We start from the raw sequence: 21,601 nt of genomic DNA on the forward strand, positions 1-21,601 counted from the left end.
CTCATTCCTTGGCAGGTGGGGACTCGATCGCCTCCATCAATGCGTGAGCGGCGCGGATCTGGCGCCGCTCTGCCGCGTGGTCGCCACGGCCGTCGACGAACGACATGAAGTGCTCGAACTGCAACGCGAGCGGCTCACCGACGTGGCGGACGAACGGCAGGTCGATCTCTGTCGACGAGCGGTACCCGAGCCCGTCGGCTCCGTGGGTCATCTCTTGGCTCATGTTCCGGTAGACGGTGACGTCCTGTCGCAGCAGGTCCACCTCGACCGACTTCGTGTGCGTATGGACCGTCAAGAGGCGCACCTTGCGCTGCGCCAGCCGGTTGGCCGACAGGCTGGCCATCCCCGACGGGAACTGGAGCGTGCAATCGGCGATCTCGTTGAACCGGTGACCATCCGGGCGATGACAGCATGCACCGACGACGCTCGGTTCGACCCCCCCGAACAACCGCACCGCGACGTCCAGGTCGTGGAGGAGCATGTCGCCGACGACGCTCGCGGCGATCCGCGGCGCCGGTGGTGAGTGACGGATCGCGAGCAGGTGCACGGGTGTCTCGTCGATCTGCTGTTCCGCTGCCCGGAAGGCGGCATTGAAGCGCTCGACGAAGCCGCACATCAGCGGCGTATCCGTCTTCTCGGCGAGCTCGAGCAGCGTGTCCACCTCGGCCAGAGTCGGCGCGAGCGGCTTTTCGAGAAACACCGGGATTCCCCGCTCGAGGAACGGAACCGCGCACTCGACATGAGCGGCGGTCGAGCTGGCGATCACGGCCGCATCGCAGGTGAAGGCATCGTCGAGGCGGTCAGAGACACGCGCCCAATGACGGCAGCCGAGCCGTTCGGCGGCGGCCGCGTCGATGTCGATCACGAGACCGAGGTCGGCGTGCGACGAATCGGAGATGATCCGCGCATGGCTCGCGCCCATCGTTCCCGTACCCACCAGGGCGATGACCGGCCTGGTCATGAAGTTCCTCCCTCGTTGCCGAGATCGTCCTCGAACGAACAACGCACCGCCACGACCGTGATCAGGTCGGTCAACGCGTACGGAATTGGAAGATCGGCAAGACGTGACGCGAACTTGACAGCGATCCTGTTCCCACCGCGGAAGCGCATCTGCCCAGCGATGAGCCCGGCAGACACCCACTTCGTCGTCGTCTTGCACGTGAGCACGGAGAACCCACTGGACGCGCACAGGTGCACCAGGTCTTCGCGGTCGAACAGCCACAGCACCGACGGTGGCGTCGCCTGCTGCCAGCGAGCGCCGAGGATGCGCGCCGGTGCACTCGAGCGGTCCCAGGTCTCGATCACGAGTCGACCACCTGGCCGCAGAAGCTGCGCAGCAGCACTCAGCGCACCTGCGGGGTCGGTGAGGTGTTCGAGCGACTGGAAGAACGTCACCGCGCCGACGGTGCCCATGGGCACCTGCACGTCGGCCAACGACTCGACACAGGTCATGCCCTCACGCTCTACCGCGGTGCGGGCCGCCGCGTTGACCTCGACCCCGATCGGGCTCCAACCGAACGAACGGGCCTCGCTCATCGTGTAGCCGTAGGCGCAACCGACGTCGACGATCACCTCCCCCGGAGTCGACGGCTCGCCGATCCGCCGTAGGCGGGCACGGGCGTTGCGGCGATGGATCCGCTCGTCGCGCACGTAATCCGCGTAGCCACCGCCGGCTGCCGCCTCGAAGTAACCGTCCCCGTAGATGGCGGCGGCTTCGACCGTCGTCGGGAACGGCTCGAGCCGGGTGAGGCCACAGCCCGTGCAGGCCACATAGCAAAACGGTGGCTTCTCGATCGTCGGCGACCACGCCGCGACCCCGCATCGGGGGCATCGCACGACCTGAGCGTAGGCGTCAAACCGCTCCCTAGATACCCGACATCTGCCTCAAGTCCGCTCGATTGCGAACCGATGACTTTGCCGGCAGTTCCGACGCGGAGACGGAACATTCAGCGCCATCTGGCACCGGAGGACCCCCTTGAAGCGCACCCTCGGACTGGTTCACCTCGGCCTCGTGATCGGCCTGGTGCCACTCGCCATCGGAGCATTCGATCAGAGCGCCGTCGGGCCGCTGCCCGACATTCAGGCGGGCTCCGTGCTCGAAGTGCAGGTTGCCGGCCAGGCAGGTGTCAGCGCCGACACCGCCATGGTGACCGTCCGGCTGTCGGCATCACGGCCCTCGACAGATGGCTACGTCACGGCCTTCCCGTGCGGCACGGCGCGCCCGGCTTCGTCGAACCTCAACTTCAGCGCCGGGCGACCCGTGTCGAACCTGGCAATCGTCGGTCTCGGCGAGGCAGGCAAGATCTGCGTCTACTCGTCCGCGACGACCGACCTCGCCGTCGACGTCGTCGGCCAGTTCTCGAAGGATTCCCCCTGGCTGCGAGCCAGCTCGGTACGCCTACTCGATACGCGCACGACTCGTTCCGTGCCGGGTGGGCAGGTCACGCGCGTGCAGGTGGCGAACCGACCCGGCATCGCGGCGTTGAACGTGACCGCGCTCTCCGACCGCAGCGGCTACCTGACCGTCTTCGCCTGCGGTTCCCGCCAACCGTCGACCTCGACGGTCAACTTCTCCGCCGGCCGGGCAACCTCGAACTTCACGATGAGTGCGTTGAACGACGGCTCCGTCTGCATCGTCTCCTCGACACGGACCGACCTCGTCGTCGACTCCCTCGGCTGGGCTCCCTCCGGGCCCGATCGCTTGGAGAGCAAGCCGGTGCGGCTCTACGACACCCGCATCGGCTTCTGGAAGGCCCCTCTGCGGGCCGGCGCCACGATGCGTGTCCGTGTGCCGAAGAGCGTGACTGCGGCGCTTCTCAACGTCACGACCACCGGCGCTGGCTCCGCCGGCGAGATCAGCGTCTACACCTGCGACGCCGGTGTACCACCGATGGCGAGTGGGCCGGTCTACGCGAACGAGAGCTCCACGGTGAGCGAGCTGGTCGCACCAGGGTCGACCGGCGAGGCGTGCATCCGCTCGACCACGGACACCCACGTCGTGGTGGACCTCGCGGCGACCATCGGCAGCGGACTCCACTACCGACCCGGCCGGCCGACCCGTCTCTCCGACCCGGGAGGGTCGACCCCCACCACCACGACCACGACCACGACACCGGCCCCGACCACCACCACGGCGAACCCGACCACGACGACACCGAACACCACGACGCCGGCCACCACGACGCCGGCCACCACGACGCCAGCAACCACGACACCGGCCACCAGCACCACCGTCGCCAGCCCGACGACCACCACGGCGCCAGGCTCGGGTGATTCGGTGACGCCGGTGGGGAGCAACTTCGATGTCGGTCGGTACTTGTTGAACGATCGGGTTCCGGAGTCGACGGCGTGGGAGCCGTCGGGGAACTTCCGGGCGATCTGTGAGTACTCGCACCTGGCCTACGACGACCCGATCGTGTACCCGGGTCAGGCAGGCCAGTCGCATCTGCACATGTTCTTCGGCAACACCTTGGCCAACGCGAACTCGACGTACGAGTCGCTGCGCACGACTGGTTCGAGCACCTGCCACGGCGGGCCGATCAACCGCTCCGCGTACTGGATGCCCGCGCTGATCGACGCCTCCGGCAAGGTGGTCACCCCCGACTACCTGATCGTCTACTACAAGGGTTCGATCGGTGCCGGCGCCCAGTACCAGGCTCAGATCCGGGCGATCCGCTCGATGCCGGCAGGGTTGCGGATGATCGCCGGCTACGACATGGCCAACCCTTCGACACCGACGCACTTCTCGTGGGCGTGTGAGAGCGGTGGGGCGAGCTCCCAGCAGATCCCCAACTGCGGTTCCGGTGTGCGCGTGGGGGTCTCGTTGACGTTCCCGACGTGTTGGGACGGCCGCAACCTCGACAGCGCGAACCATCGCAGCCATCTCGCCTACCGCAGCGCCGATCCTCACACCGGGCATCTGTCGTGCCCGGCGACGCATCCGGTGATGCTGCCCGAGTTCACGTTGGGGGCGTGGTTCTCCCACGACGGCAACTCACGCAACTGGCACCTGGACTCCGACCAGATGCCGGGGATGACCCACGCCAACGGGTCCACGTTCCACTCCGACTGGTTCGGAGCGTGGGACCCAACCATCCAAGACACCTGGGTCGCCAAGTGCATCAACGACATGCTCAACTGCCAAGGCGGCCAGATCGGCAACGGTCAACGACTGCTCGACCCCCCCAACTACACCGGACCCCACACCATCGCCCCACCCCCCCACTGAACCCCGGTAAGGGCTTCGGCCGGCATGCACCTCCCCCAAATCGACGAGCCAAGCCGCTACCTTCGACCCGTGCTGCGCGTGGGCTTGGTGGGTGTGGGCAAGATGGGCCTCTCCCACCTCGCCATCACCAGGGCGCAACCCGATGTCGAGATCGCCGGCGTCACGGACAACCAGCGCTTCTTGCTGTCCGCGATCCAGTCGAACGCCGGGCTGGCCGGCTACGACCGCTTCGACGAGATGCTCGCGGCCGCCGGCAACCTCGATTGCGTCATCATCGCCACGCCGACCGCCTCGCACCACGAGCTCGGCATGCTGGCGCTCGATCGCGGCATCGGCGTCTTCATCGAGAAGCCGCTCACTCTCTCGTACGCGCAGTCGCGCGGGCTGGCCGAGCGGGCGATGGAGGCCGGTGTCGCCAACCAGGTCGGCTACCACAACCGCTTCGTCGGGACGTTCGCGGAGTCGGCCCGGCTCGTCGCTGCCGGCGCCATCGGGCAGGTGCAGCACGTCAGCGGCAGCGCGTTCGGGCAGGTCATCACGCCCCGCTCCGGCGCGGGGCGCACCTGGCGATCCGCCAAGTCCACGGGAGGAGGCTGCCTGCACGACTACGCGTGCCACGTCGTCGACCTGATGAACTTCGTCGTCGGCCCGCCGCAGGAAGTCGTCGGGGCACGCCTGTCGCGGATCTTCTCCCGCGAGATCGAAGATGCCGTGCACGCCATCTTCGTCTACCCGGACGGGGCCACAGGAACCCTCGAGACCAACTGGTGCGATCCCACCGTGCGCAAGATGACGACCAACATCGTGGTCCACGGATCGCAGGGCAAGATCTACGCCGATCGGCAGGAGTGCCGGGTCTTCCTTCGTGAAGACGTCCAGTTCGAGAACTACGGCCCGGGTTGGACGGTGAGGTACATCACCGATCTGCAACCGCCGGTCGGCTTCTACGTCCGCGGCGAGGAGTACTCGGCCCAGATCGAGTCCTTCCTCACCGCCTGCCGCGCCAAAGACTCCACTCCCGTCAACAACTTCGGCAGCGCAGCCGAGACAGACCGGGTGGTCGAGGAGATCTCCCGCGTCCACGCCGAAGGAGCCGGATCGAGCTCGCCGGCGCGGTCCGCCGGCGAAGTGAGGCGCACCGTGCAGGTGCCACTCTGGCTCGACCGCGCGGTCACGCGCTCGCACGAGTTCGTGGAGCGCTTCACGACTCGCTCGAGACGGCAGGGGCGCTGATGGACCGGATCATGTTCGGCGACAACCAGTTCTTCGGCGTGAACCACATGTCCGAAGAGAAGGCGCGGGCGATGGCGCTGCGGTTCCAGGACACCCAGGCGATCCTGGACGTGCTCGGCCACGCGTACGACGCCGGGATCAGAACCTTCATGTGCACCACCCACGACCGAATGGCCGAGATCGTCGACCGGGTCGCCGCAGACCGCGATCGGTTCCAAGGTCTGGTCTTCCATCCCGGGATGCCGTATGCGCACAAGTACGCCGACATGGTCACCGAGCTCGGCATCTTCGAGACGCTTCGCCAGGTGACACCGGGAGGGATCTTCGAGGCCGTCGCGCGTGGGGCCAAGACGGCGGTGAAGAAGGACCTGCGACAGCTCATGTACCAGCTCGTCGATGCCGAACTGGTGCCCTTCGCCAGTGTCGAGGTCCCGGTCGTGTTCCTGCAGAACGTCATCGCCGACCTGCTCCTCGGGCTCGGCATGCGCGAGCTGCTCGCCGAGTTCGTCGAGTACGTGCAGAACCGCCACGGGGCGCGCGCCGGCGTGTTCACGATGAACATGCCACGCATGCTCGACGCGCTGGTCTCCGAAGGGATCAGCAACCCGATCATCTGCTGCAACTACAACGCCGTCGGGTTCCGCATGTGCGGGGGGATCGAGGCCTACGACCGAGCCCTCGAAGGCCACGAGTTCACCTGCATCGCCATGTCGGTGCTGGCATCCGGGGCGATCGAACCCGAGAGGGCCATCGCCTGGATATGCGACCGGCCGCGCGTCGATTCGATCGTCTTCGGTGCATCGTCGCGAGGCAACATCGCGAGGACGGTGGAGCTGATCGAGAAGTACTCGAAGTGCTGAGATCCGAGTCTGGAGATTCGACTGCTGTGCCAGGGCACCGACGCAGGATCCGGCTGCTCAACGTCACCTTCGACGACATCACCATGGACGAGCTGTTGGAGGTGCGATCCGGCACGATCATCACCGTGCACGTCGACTCGCTCGCCAAGCTGCAGAAGAACCGCGCCTTCTACGACGTCGTCTCCCTGTTCGACGTGGCGACCTGTGACAGCCAGGTGCTCGTGTTCGCAGCCAAGATGCTGAAGACGCCATTCCGGGAGCGGGTGTCAGGGTCCGACTACTTCCCCCGCTTCTACACCCGCTACGCCGGTGATCCCGACACCACGATCTTCCTCTGCGGCGCGCTAGGCGACATCGCCAGCCAAGCGCAGACGCGGATCAACGACAAGGTGGGACGAGCGATGGTCGTCGGTGCATACGGACCGCCGCCGGGCTGGCTCGACGACGTGGACGAGGTCGAACGGGTGATCGAGATGGTCAACCGCTCGGGGGCGACCGTGCTCGTCGTCGGCGTCGGAGCACCCCAGCAGGAGTTCTTCATCCATCGCTACCGCGACCGACTGCCCGGCGTCCGCCTGTTCTTGCCCCTGGGGGGCACGATCGACTACGAGGCCGGGGCCGTCGTGCGCCCGCCGGCGGTCGTCACGAACCTCGGTCTCGAATGGCTGTGGCGGCTCGTACGTGAGCCACGTCGCCGCTGGCGGCGCTATCTGCTGCACCAGCCACCCGTGCTCTACCACCTGCTCCGACAGGCGCTCGGCCGCTACAAGGACCCGTTCGGTCCCCCAGCGCCGAGCTGAGGTCCGCCCTGCCCGGAAGCGACCGCGGCGTTCGCCGTCTCCCCGGGAGCGACGGTCGGTACCTTGCGCACGAGCAACCGCTGCATGTCCCGCAGATTGACCCGTAAGCGAATCCGGTCCAGGTCGAGACGGTCGGAGATGGTGTCGATCCGGCGCGCGACACCCTCGCTCTTCGACATCACTCCGACGTTCCAGAGCAATCTCGACGCCGAGAGCGTCCGCCCGTTGAACTCGTGGTCGATCACCTCGAAACCGCTGGCTTCACACAGCTTGGCGAGGGTCTCGAAGCCGAAGAAGTAGATGTGACCGTCGCAGCTGATGCTGCGTTCCCGCCGGCCGAAGGTGCGGTACATGACACCGTCCAACCGCGGTGTCTCGAGCAGCAGATGGCCCCCCGGGCGCAGGACGCGGTTGATCTCCGCGAGCGTCGCCCGCGGATCGGGGACGTGCTCGATGACGTGCAGCATCACGACGACGTCGAACGAGGCGTCGGGGAACGCCGCATCCTCCAACGTCGAGGCCCGGCAGGGGATGCCATGGCCTTGCGCGTATGCGGCAGCCTCCTTCCACGGATCCACGCCCTCCACCGCCCAACCATCCGCGCGGAACCTCTGGAGCAGCTGACCCATGCTGCATCCGACCTCGAGCAGCCGGCCACGGCCTGGATGCAACTCGTTCAGCCGCTGGCGTGACTTGTCGTAGTCCCTCGTCTGGCCAACTTCTTTGTCGTAGCGCCAGCGGTACTCGTGATCTCGATCGGTCTCGACACCGTCCAACACGTGCTCGACTTCGCGTAGCTCGTAATCCTCGTGGTCGACCAGAAACGACCTCGGGTTGGCGTACAGGAGACCGCAATTGCGACACCGCACGATCTGGTTGCGCTGCGCGCGACCGGCAGGGTGCTCGACGGTCCACTCGGTGGATCCGCACAAGTTGCACTCGACCCACTGCGCGCCGCCATCGTCACTGCCCACTGGTACCCCCTCGAACGGCGTTTCCCACGTCTCTCCAGCCCCGGCGTTGGGACCACGAGTCTACGCTCCCCGCCATGCAGTACTCGAAGGACACGGTGAAGGCCTGGGCGGGAGACAGCCAGAGCCGGGCGTGGCGCGCCGACTTGGCGCGTTTCAAGTCGCAGGGAGCCAGCGGCTGGGGCTCGGAGGGGTTCTGGGCCCTGACCGTCTACCGCGCCCAGCGAGCAGCGATGACGCTGCCGCCCGGAGTCCTCACGACCGCGCTGCGTTCGGCTCTGCGCGTCGTGCGCAAGATCGTCGCTCTGGCAACCCTCATCAACATCGACGAGCGAGCGGTGATCGGCCCGGGAACGTTCATCCCCCACTTCGGCCCGATTCAGATCAACGGAGAGGCCTCGATCGGCGCGGACTGCGCCATCCACCAGGTGTGCACGATCGGTGCCGGAAGCCGCCCCGGCGCCCCAGTGATCGAAGACCACGTGTTCCTCGGTGCGCACACCTGTGTTCTCGGCCCGGTGCGGATCGGAGCGGGTGCGGTGATCGGTTCGGGCGCGGTCGTCATCGGCGACATCCCCGCCGGGGCGATTGCCGTAGGGGTTCCCGCGCACCCGATCGCGCGCTGAGCGCGGATCAGTGGGGCCCTGTGGGCTGCTTGGCCCTCCGGGAAGCTGGCTCCCGACCAGAAGCACCGTTTTCGGTCCGCGCCGAGGACCCTCTGCTCACGCTGCCCTCGCCCCCGGGAGGGGGCGGGAACGATGGCGACGCAGGAGACGAATCGCGGGAGGAAACGCTTGCGCTGCGCCTACGGCGCGTCCTCGACCTCTGCTGCTGACGCCCTTGAACTGCGACCGGCAACAGCTTGTGCGTCACCTGGTCCAGCATCCGCCCGACGGTCGTGAGCGATTCGGCGTCCTGGCGGCGAATCGGCACAACGAGCACGACGGAATGGGCATCTTGGACGAGCTGCAGCGTGGCCGAGGAACCGAGCAGGGGCCCGCCGTCGACGACGACGATGCCGCCGAGGGCGCCGGCTCGCTCCAGCGTCGAGGCCAGCGAGCCGAGCCGCATCGAAGTCGCGGCGCCGAGGCTGCTCAGCGAACAGTGGACGAGATGGTTGGCGACGCGTTCGGCCTGCAGGCTCTCCAGGTCGTCGCCGACCCGCCACTCGTTGTCTCCTGGCACGATTCCGGCCTGCCGCAGAGACCGCGGTTCGGCGCGGTCTCCGTCAGACGACAACAACACGGTGTCAAGGCCCAACGAGGCGTACCAGTTGGCCATCGCCGACGCGAGGTCGGCCGTACCGGCATCGGGCTGGGAACCCGCGACAGCGATGACAGTGGGGTTCGCTCCAGCGCCCAACGACTCCGCTTGCACACAGAGCTCGCGCAGGAAACGGACGCTTTCTGGTCGGAGCTCAGACAGCTCCACCGGGGATCGCACCAGTGCGCTGTCCGCCGGAGCCCGTGCGACCGCAGGAGCGCCGAGAACGGCGGCGACCTCGGAGATGTCGAGCACGCGCTTGGACAACCTTGCTACGACCACAGCGGCAGCCACACCGAGGAGGGCGCCGGCGACGAGCCCAGCGGCAGCGATCAACTTGCGTGAACCGGTGTTGGGGGCGGTGGCCGGCTCGGCCCGCTGGAGCACCTCGTTCGGGCTGGCCACGTCGGCCCTCCGTTCGAGCTCGCTCCGGGCGGTCACGGCGTTTCTGTACTGGTCGAGGACCACCGAGCGCTGCGACGACAGATCCGGCGCGACCTGTTCGATGGTCGGGATCGTCAGGCTCTCGCTCGCCAGGAACGGCGCGAGCACCTCGGCAATCCTGGCGTCGAGATCGGCCAGACTCCGCCCGAGCACGTCGATCTCCGTGTCGAGGGCTTCTCGCTCGGTCTCCGAAACCGTCGCCGCGTTGGCCGAGAGGAGCTCTTGGTACTCGTCGACGACCGCGTTGGCAAGATCGGCCGAGAGCTGCGGTGACGTCGTCAACGCCGTGACCTGCACGACGTTCGTGCCCGTCAGCACGCCGACCGAGACCGCGTCGCTGACGAGCGGATCGTCCGGATCCAGGCCGACGCGCTCGGCGGCTCCTTCGCGTACGACTTGCGAACCGAGTACGACCAGCTGGCTGGCGATTTGACGCTCCGGCGAGCCCGACGTCGGCTCGGGGAGGACGACCAGAGCGCTGCTCTCGTACTTCGCAACACCGGGCGACGCGAGGGTGTAGCCCGCGGCCAAGCCGAGCAGCGCCAGGACGGCGGTGATCCACCAGTACCGGCGGATCACAGCGAAGATGTAGCCGATCTCCATCGTCAACTTGTCTTCAGCTCCAACCTTTGGTCGGGCGCGGCCACGGACCGCAAGTAAGGCGCCATCGGTGGCCGATCATACCCTGGAGACCTCGACACGATCCGGTCACCGGCCAACCCTTGACGACAGCAAAACACCGGGTGAAGCGGCAAGCGGTCAGCGGATCCCGGTGAGGATGTGCTCGTACTGCGCCCCGACGGCCCGCCACGAGAAGCGCTCCACCGCGGCGTCCCGGCGCTGCGCCGCGCCGGCATCGCGACCGACGCGGAGCACAGCCTCCAACGCCTCGACGACCTGAGCCGGGTCGTCGGTGTCCACCAGCGCCCCGAGTGGGCCGAGGATCCAGTCGGTGACGACGGATCCGTGCGTGACGATAGGAAGCCCTGTGGCCATCGCCTCGATGTAGATGTTGCCGAACGACTCGAAGCGAGCCATGTGCAACAACACGTCGGCCGAGCGATAGAGGTCGGGCATCATGGCGTGCGCGAAGGATCGCTGCACGTAGCGGTCGCCGAGGAGCTCTCCGCCGAGGGCCTGCAATTCTCCGCGCAACGGTCCGTCCCCGGCGACGACGAGCACGACGTCGGGGATGCGCGCGACCGCGCGGATCCCTTCGGCGACCCGCTTGTTGTCCGCAAGTGCGCTGACCATCAGCACCACCGGGGCAGCGGCTGGGATGCCCAGCTGCTCCCGACGCCTCGGCCCCGGTGAGAACCGGTCGATGTCCACTCCGTTCGGAACCAGGAACGCGTTCCAGCGCTCGGCATTGCGCTCGTAGAACAAGGGGTTGGTGCAGACAAGTGCGTCGCAGGAGAACCACCGCGCTTCACCGGCGTCGAGCTGGGCAGGCCAGTCGCCGTTCTCGGTCACGAACACATGCGGCGGCCGGTGCCCGCGGATCAGCGGCCGGCGCAGGACCAGGTTGTCGACGGGGAACCCGCAGGTGAGCGTGACATCGCAATGCTTGAGAGGAGCCCGGCAGGCAAGGCCGGGGGCGAAGCTGAGGCTCTCGTAGGTAGCCGGATCGCGCAAGGGGCCAAAGCGCGGCCAGCGCTCGAAGTGCTCGCGCTTGATGACGGGTACACGCCGGTATTGGTACGGCTCACCGTCCCGGGGAGCGCCCGACCCGATCAGGGTGATCTGATGCCCGCGCTCACCGAGGTCACGACCGATCGCTTCGAGTGCCACTTCGGCCCCGCGCTGCACCCTGTGCAGACCAGAGAGCGAGATCACCACCTTCATCGGTGTTCGAGCACGCGGGTGCCGAGCTCCCGCGCGGCCACGACGTTCAGCATGGCGAGCAGGCCGAGCCATATCGTGAACACGGTCACTTCGGTGATGGCGAGGATCATCATCAACAAGATGTAGAGGAGCACGAACCGACCGAGGGTCTGGTTCACGAACAGGACACGCATCCCGACGACGATGGTCGACAACAACAGCCAGGAGTAGAGCAGCAGGCCCACGATCCCGATCTGGAGGAGCACTTCGAGCATGCCACTGTGCGAGTGGAAGACGGTGAAGCCGAGCCCTCTCATCATCGTGCGTGTGGGTTCGGCGCCCTGGTCGATCCACACTCCTCCGATCCCGTAGCCGGTCCAGGGGCGCTCGGTTATCGCCTGCCAGACCCGTTCCCAGATGTCGGTGCGGCGGCTGAGCGTGGTGTCCTTGCCGCGCAGGTCCAGGAGCTGGGGCAGGAACGTGGCGATGAGCCAAACCATGGACACGGTGATCACCGAACCGACCGTGATCGTCAGCGCTCGCCAGCGCTTGTCTTCGTGCGACAGGTGCGTCAAGCCGACGGCCAGAGCTGCCAGCACCAGACCCGCCGCGAATGCAGATGTCGACTGGGACAACAACACGAACGCCAGCGACACGACGACCGCGACGTGGCGTAGGGGACGGGGCCTTTCGAAGCTGAGCAACACCAGCAGGGCAAAGACCATGAACGGACCGAGACCGTTCTTGTGACCGAATCCAGCTCGCCAACCGGCCGTGCCGTCGGGGTGCATGGTGGCAAAGCTGAAGTGCACGATCGTGTAGAAGACGCTGTATCCGATCGCGAGGTAACACGCCGTCACCAGGGCACGTTGCAGCGACCGCAACGGGATCAGGCTCCCGATCACGATCAACGATGCGACTATCGCGGCGTTGAGCTGGGTCTCACGGCGCCACCCGAAGGTGTTGTAGGTCCACAAGATGGACGCAAACCACCATGCCATCAGCGCCACTGTCGGAACGCTGAGCAAGATCCTGCGCACACCACCGACGGGGCCGAGCAGGATCGTGCCGAGCGTCGCCGCCGCCAAGATGCCGATCGTGAAGGTCGGGCGCACGGGCTGGTTGGTGCCGAACCCGATGAAGACGGCAGCGATGACGCCGACCTGACCGGCGGCGATCCACATCGGCATCCTCATCACCGATGTGGACGACTCGGCCAGGCGCCCGCTGTCGACGATCCGGGTGCTCACGCAGCCACCTTTGCACTTCCCGGCGTCCGCGAGGAGTCGTCCCGGGCCCATGACCGCTGAGGGCGCATCGACGCGAGACGGCCGGCGACGACGAACGCGCAATAGACGACCACGTCGATGACGTGTCCCGATCTGAGCTGGCTCCAGAGCTGACCGACGGTGGAGCTCGTCGTCGGATGAGCCAGGTCGGGAAAGTCGACGGACAGCTCGCGGTTGCCCCGGTACGTGCGGGCGAGCACCCTGATCTGGGCACGCGCCGTACGAGGGACGAACACGCGCACCGGTTCGGTGTCGACGATCGCAACCTCTTCCGGACGGACCACCCGCGCGGCGAACAGGTCGTCGCCGCGGACTTCGGGGAACTCGGCAAAGCGCGCCCGTGCATCGGCGCTCAACCCGTAGACACCCGCCCCGCAGAGGTCGCCGGCCACCCCGGGCAGCCGCTGCTTGGTCTTGTAGAAGCTGCGCACCGGCCACGAGGAGCGATCGGTGACGAAGTGGACGGGCGGCCGTGCCGCGACGGCGCCTTCGCCGAGTGCGCGCAGCACCGCCGTGGCCGAGATCCCGCTCAGCCCGGTGTCGGCATCGAGATAGATCCGCGGCAGACGATCCGTCTGGCGTTCGCCGGCGCGGATCGCTCCCACCTTGCCGACGTGGCCGAGATCGAGCACAACGACGGGCAGGTTCGTCGACCGGGCAATATCGGCGGTCCCGTCGGTGCAGCCGTTGCAGGCGACGACGACGTCGATCTCGCTCACGTCCAGCCCTGCGAAGAGACCGACCAGGGTCCGCCCGATGGCGTCGGCCTCGTTCCAGGCGGGGATCACAATCGAACCCGAGACCCTCGGCACGTCGGTCACGTGCGTTCCATCGTGGCCCGGATGCCGGCGGCGACCGGAACTCTTGGTGCCCAGCCGAGCGCAGCCTTGACAGCATCGTTCGGATACGTGAACGGCTTCCATCGTGCTTCCTGGCGACGTAGCGACAAGAACTCGGGGAACCGCGCGCGGTTGTGGCCGATGCGCTCGTCGCACACCCGCAGGATCCTGCCGACGGTGACGACCACGAGCCACGGCACGGGGAGCGCCCACCGGCTCTTGCCTGCTGCTGCTGTGCAGCGGCGGAAGTACTGCCAATGCGTGGGCAGGCCGTCGTCGACGACGTCTAGCGTCCGCCCCGCGGTATTCGGAGCGTCGATCGCGCGAACGACGGCGTCGGCGCAGTTGTCGACATATGTCAGCCTGAACAGGGCCTGGGGGGAGAAGACGAGCCCGATCGGCCCGACGGTCAACGCCGCTCCGCACGACCAGTCCTTGCCGGGACCGTAGATCGCCCCCGGGCGGAGCACGACGAGTGGTGTGCCGGCGGCGCGGCAGCGCTCGCGGACCAGGCGTTCCTGCACGAGCTTGGTCGTGGTGTACGCGTCGCGCAGCTGCGGGTGCGCCTCGAGCGCGGAGTCTTCGTCGATTGCAGCTCCCTCGGCCGGGGAGTGGAAGTCGTAGACCGAGAACGAGCTGACGTGGACGAAACGCTCGACCGAGCCGAGGTCGAGCGCGTTCAACAGGTTCTCCGTGCCGACGACGGTCCCCTCCAACTGCTCGGCCAGGTCGCCGGTGGGGCTGGCCGCCAGGTGCACGACGACCCTGACGTCGCCGAGCTGATCGCGCCAGAGCGCCGGCTGACGGAGATCTCCGCGGAGCACCTCGGTGCCAGGTGGAAGCGAGTCGGTCGTCGCATCTGCGCGCACCATCGCCACCACCTTGTGCCCTGATCGGGCAGCGGCCGCGACAACGGCGCGTCCGAGAAAACCCGATGCTCCGGTGACGAGCACGCTCACGGCTTCACCGACGAGTCCGCCAGGTCGACGAGCGAGTCGACGAGCGCCGCGCTCGCCAACAGCTCGCCATCGGAGAACGGTGGGTCGAGCCCAGCGGCCAGGCGCGCATACACGTCGTCGAGCATCCGCGGAACCCCGTGGTACGAACCGTGCTGAAGCAACTTGTCGCGCAGGTTCCCGATGCCGGTGCCCAGCATCCTGGCGCCGAACTGAAGCTGCTCGAGGGGTGCCCGTTTGCCGACGTTCTTGCCGCCTTCGATGCGCAGGAACGGGTGGTAGAAGTCGGTCGTCGCCGACCCAGCCGTACCCCTGACGGCGAGGCGAAAGGCGTCGGGGGCCAGATCCGAGGCGACGTAGAGCCTGGCCCGCCGGTTGCCCACCCAGACGACAGCGTCGAGATGGTCGGCACCGACGCGAGGGTTCCCGCTGAGATTGGCCAACGTGCCGGTCACCCGCTCGGGCGTCTGGTCGCACCCGAGGTAGTGCAGCGCGAGGTAGGTGAGGTGGGGCAAGAAGTCGTGAACCGCGCCGCCCCTCAGGCTTACCGCACGGCCCGACAGGTTGCGGTCTCCGAACGCGCCGGCGGTGAGGTCGAGCGACAGCATCACTTCCACCTCGCGCAGCTCGCCCAGCCGACCCTGCGCGACCAGAGCGTCGATCACCTCGACCTGGTCGTTGTACAGCAGGTTGCGTCCCTCGACGACGGCTCTGCCGACCTCACGCGCCTTGCGGACCAGCATCTCGGTCTCGTCGTACGAGGGGGCGAGAGGCTTCTCGACGATCACGTGGGCTCCCCGCTCCAGCACGAGCTGGGCCAGCTCGACGTGGGTGTGCGGTGGGGTGAGGACGTGGACGACTTCAGGGCGCGCGCTGTCGAGCATGGCCGACACGTCGACAAAGGCCGCCTTCGCGCCATATCGCTCGCGCGCGAAATCGGCCAGCGAGGCAGAAAGATCGCAGGTAGCGACGAGCTCGACCCTCGGTGAGCCCTGGAGGAACGACAGATGCTGGTGCGAGATCGCACCGCAGCCGACGACTGCGACTCGTTGGCCGTTGCCGCCCCCGACCAGCTCCGCCATCGTCACCGATGCTACCGGTGGCGTTCAGGAGGTGCGTAACGTGGGGGCCTGTCCATCGAGACCCAGCACCTTGCGCGTACGAGGAAGGCGAGCCGTCCGGCGGACGTGAGATGAGCCTGCGATCGACGCTCTTCGTGAAGCCCGCGGCACTTGTCAAGCCCGCGCGCGATGTCGTCGCCACGCTCGGGTACGAGCTCTTGCTGTCGGCATCGGCACTCGTGATCTTTCCGATCGTCGCGAGCAGGCTCGGACCGGCGAACTACGGCTTGTACACCACCTTGTACGTCATCTCCGGGTTCTCCACGTTGTGGGTCTGGGCGGGCTCCACCTCGGCGTTGGTGCAACTCCTGCTCCGGGCGAACCGCACGGTCGAGTCGGTGCTGCGCACGACACGCCGTCACACTCTGTGGCTGGCCGCTCCGGCATTGCCGATCGCCGTCGGCGTCGCCCTCGCCATCTTCGGCGTGGACGCCCTTCTGGCAGCACTCGTGATCTTCTCCACCGAGCTGCTGGTGACGGGACGCGCGGAGACCAACCTCAGCACCGTCTTCTCCCTGGCGGGGCCGCGGTCGTCCACCCGAGCGCGGGCGGTGCTGCCCGTCAGCCGAGTCTGCGGGGTGCTCGCGCTCGCCGCACTGGACGCGGTCTCGGTCGTCAACCTCGCGATCGTGAACCTCCTGGCGGCGCTGATCCTCTGGGGCGTCTCCCGCAGGGCCCTGGCGACCAGCCTGCGGTGTGACGATCGCGCCGACCAGACACCCGCCACGCCGCAGGAGGCGTCCCAGCTCGCGCGGCTCTACGCGACGTCGATGTCGACCAACGTCGTCCAGGACCAAGGCGACAAGTTCGTCCTCGCCGCCACCCGCCCGCAGGTGGAGGTGGGCGAGTACGGCGCCGCCTACCGGGTGGTGTCGTTCGCGTTCTTGCCGCTGCACGCCGTCAACCTCGCCGCCAATCGGTGGTTCCTTCGCCGCGACGACCGACCGCGCAGCCACCTCGACAAGGCACTGAAGCTGCTCGTCCCGACCAGCATCTACGGGATCGTGAGCGGTGTCGCGATAGTCCTGGCCCGTCCGTTGACCGAGCTGCTGGTCGGTCCGAAGTTCGAGGAGGCGGCCCAGATCTCGGTCTGGCTCTGCGGTTTCCCGCTGGCGCGCGGCCTGGCGGACATCCCCGTGATGGGCTTGCTCGGACTCGGCGAGAACAAGGTCCGCACGATGCTCGGTGTCGTCGGGGCCCTCGCGACGGTGCTCGTCTACCTCGCCCTCGTCCCAACGCTCGGTTGGCAAGGAGCGGTGATCGGAACCTACGTCTCGGAGGCGCTGACGAGCTCTGCGGGCTGGGCATTGCTCGTCTCCCGCCAACGCCGTCGCGATCGCGGGCAGCTTCCGGCTCCGGACGGGCCGGAAGAGCAACTCCTGCCCGATCACATGGAGATCTAGGCGGAGCGCCGGTTGAGCGCACGCTCCGTGAGCCACTCCGATCGCCCGTCGGAGAGCGCCCACTCGCGGATCATCGACCGGTAGTCGCCCGACCCTGCCAGCGAGGCCAGCGTCGCCGGAGCCGCCTCGGAGAGCCGCGCGTACAGGTCGGGGTCACCAAGGGTGCGCTCCAGCGCCGCGGCGAGCGAGTCGGCCCGGCCGCCGCGGAACGTGCTCGCGGTCACGCCGTCGATCAGGTGGTGGACGAACATCGGGTGGTCGCTGCACACGAGCGGGGTCCGCGAGGCGATCGCCTCGTAGATGGTGAGTGGGAAGCCCTCCGGGTACTCGTGCCGGCTCGGCACCACGACCACATCTGCATCCCGCATGTACCGCTGCGCCTCGACGTTGTCGACGACACCGAGGAACTCGACGAGATCGTCGACACCCATCGACGCGGCGAGCGAGCGCATCGCCTCTACCTCGCCTTCTCCGAGGAAGGTCGACCGCAACTCGATCCCCCGCGAACGCAGGAGGGCCACGGCGCGGATGAGGTCGGAAACCCCTTTGGCCTCGAGGATCGTCCCGACGTAGACCGCCCGTGGCTCGCTCGCGTCGGCGCGCAGCTGCTTGGCGGGGTAGCGATCTGGCGACAGCTCGTGCGGTATGTCCCAGGGGACGAGCTTGTCGATGCGCACTCCCATGCGGGCGAGCTGCATCGTGGAGGGCAGTCCGTGGTTGGAGACCCATTCGAAGCGGTCGTCGTTCAGCAGCCGTACCAGGCGGGCGGTGCGCAGCCGCGCCCGCCAACCCCGTTCGTTATAGCTGGACGCGAGGACGGCAAAGGCTCTGGCGGGAGAGCGACGTACGGCGCGGAGCAGCTCGACGTTCGGGAACCCGGCGACGATCTTGCGGGCGTCGTCGCGGGACACGGCCTCTTTCAGCAAGCCCCGATCACCCCAGCCGGCAGCCCCGAGGTCGATCACCTCGACGCCGTCACGCGGGTGGCGGATCGCGGGAGTGGGCGTGACGAAGCTGGTCACCCGCAACTTCAGACCGTCGCCGACGAGGTCGACGATCATCGCCGCCACCTCGTCGTGGGTGCGATAGATCTGCGCCCGTCCGGCCGAGAAGCGCTCGAGCACGTCGACGAAGTCGCCGGCGAAGTAGTACAGCGAGAGGTCGGCGGGCCCGGGCATCACGCGAACCACTGCGCGGCCATGTCCGTGAGGATCTGCTCGAAGCGCTCCCGATCGGCCAGCGGGCTCCACCCGAGATCGCGCTTGGCGGCGGAGTTGTCGAAGTGAGCGCGCAGGGTCCTTCCGTCGGCGTCGTGCCAACTCGGCCTCGGTACGGAGCGGTTGCCACTCAGCCGCTTGGCCGCCCACTTGGCGCTGTTCTCCAGGAAGTACCTCGTCGGCCGGTTGTCGACACGCGAGATGCGCACCTCGCCGGCCCGCTCGATGGCGTCCAGGTACTGCCTGCCGGTGAGCAGCACGTCGCCGACGAGGTTGTAGCTCGGCGCGAGCGACGACGAACTGGTGAGGCACGATGCGATCGCCTGGCCGCAGTCGTCGACCAGTACGAACGGGAGCGGGGCCTGGCCGTCACCCCAGAGCGCACAGACCGTCGGATGGGGCCACGCGCCGACACCCCAGTGGACGGGATTCGCGCCTACCCCGACGACGATGCCCGGCCGCACGATCAGGACCTCCATACCTGTGCGCGCGGACAGCTCGCGCAGCTTCGTCTCGACCACGGCCTTGCCGCGGGCGTACGGGTTGACACGCATGATCCCGGCGTCGGCAGGCGTCGCTTCGTCGATCGTCCCCGCTCTCCTGCCAGCCCAGTAGACGGCGATCGTCGAGGCGAAGACGAAGCGCCGCACGCCCATCGCCGCGGCCGTCTCGGCGAAGCGCAGCGTCGGTTCGACGTCGTACTTCAGCACGTCGGGCCAGGTGGAACCGGCCCCGAAGGCGAGGTGAGCGGCGACGGGCACGCCTTCGAGCAGGCGGGAAGCGTCGTCTGGGCGCGTGAAGTCCGCCGGCACACCCTCGACCCCCGGATGGCCGAAGAGGGAGCGCTCGGCGGGCGCGCTGCGGCTGGCCACTCGCACGGTCGAGCCTGACTCGGCGAGGCTCTTCACCGTCGCCCGCCCGATGAAGCCCATCCCCCCGACCACGAGAACGTCGGCGGCCCGGGGGGCAGGCGCCGGCGCACGTGCCGAACGCTGCGGAGAACCAGCCGGCGGCGATGACCCGGCTGTCGCCGATGCGTGCGGGTCGCCGGCAGCGATCCTTTCGAGCAGGGCCACGATGCGCGTTCCGAAGGTCGGCGAGATGCGCGGGTCGAGCTCTGCGGCGTGCTCGACGTCGTGGAAGGCGGCGATCGCATCACGAATGCTGCGCTCGAAGTAGCCGCCCGCGCGGTCGTCGCCGAGGCGCCCCCGGAGGAAGGAGGTGAGCGTGCGGGCCGAGCTCAGCGTGACCCGACCTGCCGAGCGAGCCGACGAGAAGAACCCGTCGATGTCAGGGATCTGCCGGCCAGGTGTCGCGAAGGTGTAGCTGCCGTTCTGCAGGTCGACCGTTGCCGAGCCACTTCGCCCCCGGACGTGGACGACGAACTCGGGGAAGCCGTCGCCGAAGCCCCAGCACGACCGGACACCGGTGGTCCCGCTCATCCCGACCGCGTCCCACCGGCGATGGAACGTCTTGCCACCGGCAGTCGTGATCGTGTCACCGGTGACCACGGCGAGTTCGTCGGGGTCGTCGGTGAGGTCGAGCAGCAGCCCGGCGGAGTGCGGGCCGAGCTCGATCAACGCGTTGCCCGGGGAGCCGAACAACCAGCTCCCTGGGGGAGCACTGCGCAGCGGCGCGAACGGCCGGATGCACACGACGTCTACGTGGTCGAGGCGCCCGAAGCGGCCTGCGGACAGATCGGCCCGCAACCGCACGTAGTTGCGGTCGAACAACATGTTGTGCGACACGCCGAGCTTCAAGTTGCCGGCATCGGCCAGTTCGGTCAGGCGCTCACAGGCGGTCGAGTCGACGCAGAAGGGCTTCTCGACGAAGACGTCGAGTCCGGCGCGCAGCACCTCTTCGACGACGTTCTCGTGGGTCTCTGCCGGCGTCAGCACGTGCACCGCATCGAGCGACTCGCGCTCGAGCATCTCGGACAGGTCGGTGTAGGTCGTCAGGCCTCCGTGACGGTGGGCCTTGGCCGCCGCCCGACCGGGAGAGCGATCACACATCGCGACGGCGCTCAGTCCGGGAAGGGCAGTGATTGCGCCGAGATGCAGGTCCGAGATGTACCCGGCGCCGACAAGACCGATGCGCTTCACCCGCTCACCCACTATTCTCCCTCCGTCGGCACGCTCCACAAGGGCTGCATCGATCCGTACCCGCCGGCGCCATGCCAGCATACGGCGCTTCTCGATCTGCTATCCGGGTGATGCCGCGTGATCCCTCCCTCCCACCCCCAGACGAAGGTCTTGCTCTCCGTGTGCACCTATCGTCGCAACGACGGGCTGGGCAAGCTGCTCGAGTCGTTCCTGGCGAACGAACGCTCGCTGCCAGCAGGCAGCAGCTTGGGCGCCGTGGTGGTCGACGACAGCCCCGACCAGCAGGCCGAACCTGTCGCGCGGGAGTTCGCGGACCGGTTCCCCCTCGGCGTCACTTACGTCGCCGCGGGCACGCAGAACATCTCCCGGGCGCGCAACATGGGGCTGGATGCGGCCAGCCCTCTCGCCGACTGGGTGGTGATGACCGACGACGACTGCGAGGTGGCCCCCGACTGGGTCGCGCGCCTGTTGGCGATGCAGGAGAGCACCGGCGCCGATGTGGTGACGGGCCCGCTGAAGTGCGTGACACCGCCCGACGCACCGCCTTGGATCACCGCTCAGCCGTTCCTGGAGTTCGACTACCCGGCGCACGGTGACCCGGCCCCGATCGCCGCCACCCACAACGCGCTCATCTCGGCGAGGTGGATCCGCGCCCATCCAGAGATCAGGTTCCTCGACGGCCTCGGCACCACCGGGGGCGAGGACGCGGTGTTCTACCGCCACGCACGGAGCGCAGGCATGCAGATCGTCTTCGCCGCTGATGCGGTCGTCGAAGAGCTGACGCCGATCGAACGCACGACGTACCGCTACCAGCTCTGGCGCTTCTACTGGCACGGGAACAGCTCCTACGTGACGGCGATCCTCGGCGGCCTCGCTACTCCGAACCGGATGTTCCTGGCCGGCGGCAACGCCGTGCGTCGGGCGATCATCCGACCCTTCGCTCGACTCCGACACCGCGAGCCTCCCGAGTGGAGGTTCGCCCTCGCGTCCTTGTTGCACGGCCTCGGCACGATGGTCGGTAGGTTCGGCGTTCGCGTCAGGCACCATTAGG

Annotated in this window: 18 protein-coding genes; 7 read left to right on the forward strand and 11 right to left on the reverse strand. The window is 67.8% G+C overall.

Features of this window, described 5'->3' with window-relative positions; all coding sequences use genetic code 11:
- Position 1 precedes the first annotated feature (1 nt).
- Together IPM43_05360 and IPM43_05365 are read right to left on the reverse strand one after the other, a co-directional pair.
- Positions 2–961 (reverse strand): Gfo/Idh/MocA family oxidoreductase, encoded by a 960-nt coding sequence (locus IPM43_05360; protein ID QQS25795.1) that lies wholly within the window; start codon positions 959–961, stop codon positions 2–4.
- Positions 958–1,770 (reverse strand): class I SAM-dependent methyltransferase, encoded by an 813-nt coding sequence (locus IPM43_05365; protein QQS25796.1) that lies wholly within the window; start codon positions 1,768–1,770, stop codon positions 958–960. The genes IPM43_05360 and IPM43_05365 overlap by 4 nt, the downstream gene beginning before the upstream one ends.
- Before the next feature lie 205 nt (positions 1,771–1,975).
- On the opposite strand from IPM43_05365, the gene IPM43_05370 reads away from it, so the two are divergent.
- From IPM43_05370 to IPM43_05385, 4 genes are all read left to right on the forward strand, one after another.
- Positions 1,976–4,228: a DUF1996 domain-containing protein gene (locus tag IPM43_05370; protein ID QQS25797.1), complete on the forward strand. Its 2,253-nt coding sequence runs from the start codon at positions 1,976–1,978 to the stop codon at positions 4,226–4,228.
- Between the two features lie 69 nt (positions 4,229–4,297).
- On the forward strand, positions 4,298–5,461 hold the full coding sequence (locus IPM43_05375; GenBank protein QQS25798.1) for a Gfo/Idh/MocA family oxidoreductase: 1,164 nt from the start codon (positions 4,298–4,300) through the stop codon (positions 5,459–5,461).
- Positions 5,461–6,321 carry a hypothetical protein gene (locus tag IPM43_05380; GenBank protein ID QQS25799.1) on the forward strand — a complete coding sequence of 287 codons (861 nt, stop codon included), beginning with the start codon at positions 5,461–5,463 and terminating at the stop codon, positions 6,319–6,321. Before IPM43_05375 ends, IPM43_05380 begins: the two co-directional genes overlap by 1 nt.
- A gap of 26 nt (positions 6,322–6,347) precedes the next feature.
- A complete protein-coding gene (locus tag IPM43_05385; GenBank protein QQS25800.1) occupies positions 6,348–7,121 on the forward strand; it encodes a WecB/TagA/CpsF family glycosyltransferase in 774 nt (257 codons plus the stop codon).
- Here IPM43_05385 and IPM43_05390 read toward each other — a convergent pair.
- The gene (locus IPM43_05390) at positions 7,085–8,095 is read right to left on the reverse strand and encodes a class I SAM-dependent methyltransferase (protein ID QQS25801.1); all 1,011 of its coding nucleotides are present in this window, start codon (positions 8,093–8,095) and stop codon (positions 7,085–7,087) included. The genes IPM43_05385 and IPM43_05390 overlap by 37 nt on opposite strands.
- A 74-nt stretch (positions 8,096–8,169) precedes the next feature.
- On the opposite strand from IPM43_05390, the gene IPM43_05395 reads away from it, so the two are divergent.
- On the forward strand, positions 8,170–8,718 hold the full coding sequence (locus IPM43_05395) for a serine acetyltransferase (protein ID QQS25802.1): 549 nt from the start codon (positions 8,170–8,172) through the stop codon (positions 8,716–8,718).
- Between the two features lie 7 nt (positions 8,719–8,725).
- On the opposite strand, the gene IPM43_05400 is transcribed toward IPM43_05395, so the two are convergent.
- From IPM43_05400 to IPM43_05425, 6 genes are all read right to left on the reverse strand, one after another.
- Entirely contained in the window at positions 8,726–10,402 is a 1,677-nt protein-coding gene (locus tag IPM43_05400; protein ID QQS25803.1) for a hypothetical protein, read from the reverse strand.
- 156 nt (positions 10,403–10,558) lie between these two features.
- Complete coding sequence (locus IPM43_05405) at positions 10,559–11,644, reverse strand: glycosyltransferase family 4 protein (GenBank protein ID QQS25804.1); 1,086 nt, start codon at positions 11,642–11,644, stop codon at positions 10,559–10,561.
- Positions 11,641–12,873 carry an O-antigen ligase family protein gene (locus IPM43_05410; protein QQS25805.1) on the reverse strand — a complete coding sequence of 411 codons (1,233 nt, stop codon included), beginning with the start codon at positions 12,871–12,873 and terminating at the stop codon, positions 11,641–11,643. The genes IPM43_05405 and IPM43_05410 overlap by 4 nt, the downstream gene beginning before the upstream one ends.
- Positions 12,870–13,733, reverse strand: a complete 864-nt coding sequence (locus IPM43_05415; protein QQS25806.1) for a glycosyltransferase family 2 protein — start codon at positions 13,731–13,733, stop codon at positions 12,870–12,872. The genes IPM43_05410 and IPM43_05415 overlap by 4 nt, the downstream gene beginning before the upstream one ends.
- Entirely contained in the window at positions 13,730–14,710 is a 981-nt protein-coding gene (locus IPM43_05420; GenBank protein ID QQS25807.1) for an NAD(P)-dependent oxidoreductase, read from the reverse strand. Before IPM43_05420 ends, IPM43_05415 begins: the two co-directional genes overlap by 4 nt.
- Positions 14,707–15,789, reverse strand: coding sequence for a Gfo/Idh/MocA family oxidoreductase (locus IPM43_05425; protein ID QQS25808.1), 1,083 nt, complete (start codon positions 15,787–15,789; stop codon positions 14,707–14,709). Before IPM43_05425 ends, IPM43_05420 begins: the two co-directional genes overlap by 4 nt.
- Positions 15,790–15,899: 110 nt before the next feature.
- On the opposite strand from IPM43_05425, the gene IPM43_05430 reads away from it, so the two are divergent.
- Positions 15,900–17,231, forward strand: coding sequence for a lipopolysaccharide biosynthesis protein (locus tag IPM43_05430; protein ID QQS25809.1), 1,332 nt, complete (start codon positions 15,900–15,902; stop codon positions 17,229–17,231).
- Here IPM43_05430 and IPM43_05435 read toward each other — a convergent pair.
- Entirely contained in the window at positions 17,228–18,409 is a 1,182-nt protein-coding gene (locus IPM43_05435; GenBank protein QQS25810.1) for a glycosyltransferase, read from the reverse strand. The genes IPM43_05430 and IPM43_05435 overlap by 4 nt on opposite strands.
- Positions 18,409–20,550, reverse strand: coding sequence for a Gfo/Idh/MocA family oxidoreductase (locus IPM43_05440; protein QQS25811.1), 2,142 nt, complete (start codon positions 20,548–20,550; stop codon positions 18,409–18,411). Before IPM43_05440 ends, IPM43_05435 begins: the two co-directional genes overlap by 1 nt.
- A 117-nt stretch (positions 20,551–20,667) precedes the next feature.
- On the opposite strand from IPM43_05440, the gene IPM43_05445 reads away from it, so the two are divergent.
- Positions 20,668–21,600, forward strand: a complete 933-nt coding sequence (locus tag IPM43_05445; protein ID QQS25812.1) for a glycosyltransferase — start codon at positions 20,668–20,670, stop codon at positions 21,598–21,600.
- Position 21,601: the final 1 nt, after the last annotated feature.

Source organism: Actinomycetota bacterium, from assembly GCA_016700055.1.
Lineage (GTDB): Bacteria > Actinomycetota > Acidimicrobiia > Acidimicrobiales > Ilumatobacteraceae > Kalu-18.

Coding starts and splice junctions, on each gene's coding strand:
- IPM43_05360 (QQS25795.1), bottom strand. CDS start 961: ATGACCAGGCCGGTCATCGCCCTGGTGGGTACGGGAACGATGGGCGCG.
- IPM43_05400 (QQS25803.1), bottom strand. CDS start 10,402: ATGGAGATCGGCTACATCTTCGCTGTGATCCGCCGGTACTGGTGGATC.
- IPM43_05430 (QQS25809.1), top strand. CDS start 15,900: ATGAGCCTGCGATCGACGCTCTTCGTGAAGCCCGCGGCACTTGTCAAG.
- IPM43_05380 (QQS25799.1), top strand. CDS start 5,461: ATGGACCGGATCATGTTCGGCGACAACCAGTTCTTCGGCGTGAACCAC.
- IPM43_05395 (QQS25802.1), top strand. CDS start 8,170: ATGCAGTACTCGAAGGACACGGTGAAGGCCTGGGCGGGAGACAGCCAG.
- IPM43_05405 (QQS25804.1), bottom strand. CDS start 11,644: ATGAAGGTGGTGATCTCGCTCTCTGGTCTGCACAGGGTGCAGCGCGGG.
- IPM43_05435 (QQS25810.1), bottom strand. CDS start 18,409: ATGCCCGGGCCCGCCGACCTCTCGCTGTACTACTTCGCCGGCGACTTC.
- IPM43_05425 (QQS25808.1), bottom strand. CDS start 15,789: ATGGCGGAGCTGGTCGGGGGCGGCAACGGCCAACGAGTCGCAGTCGTC.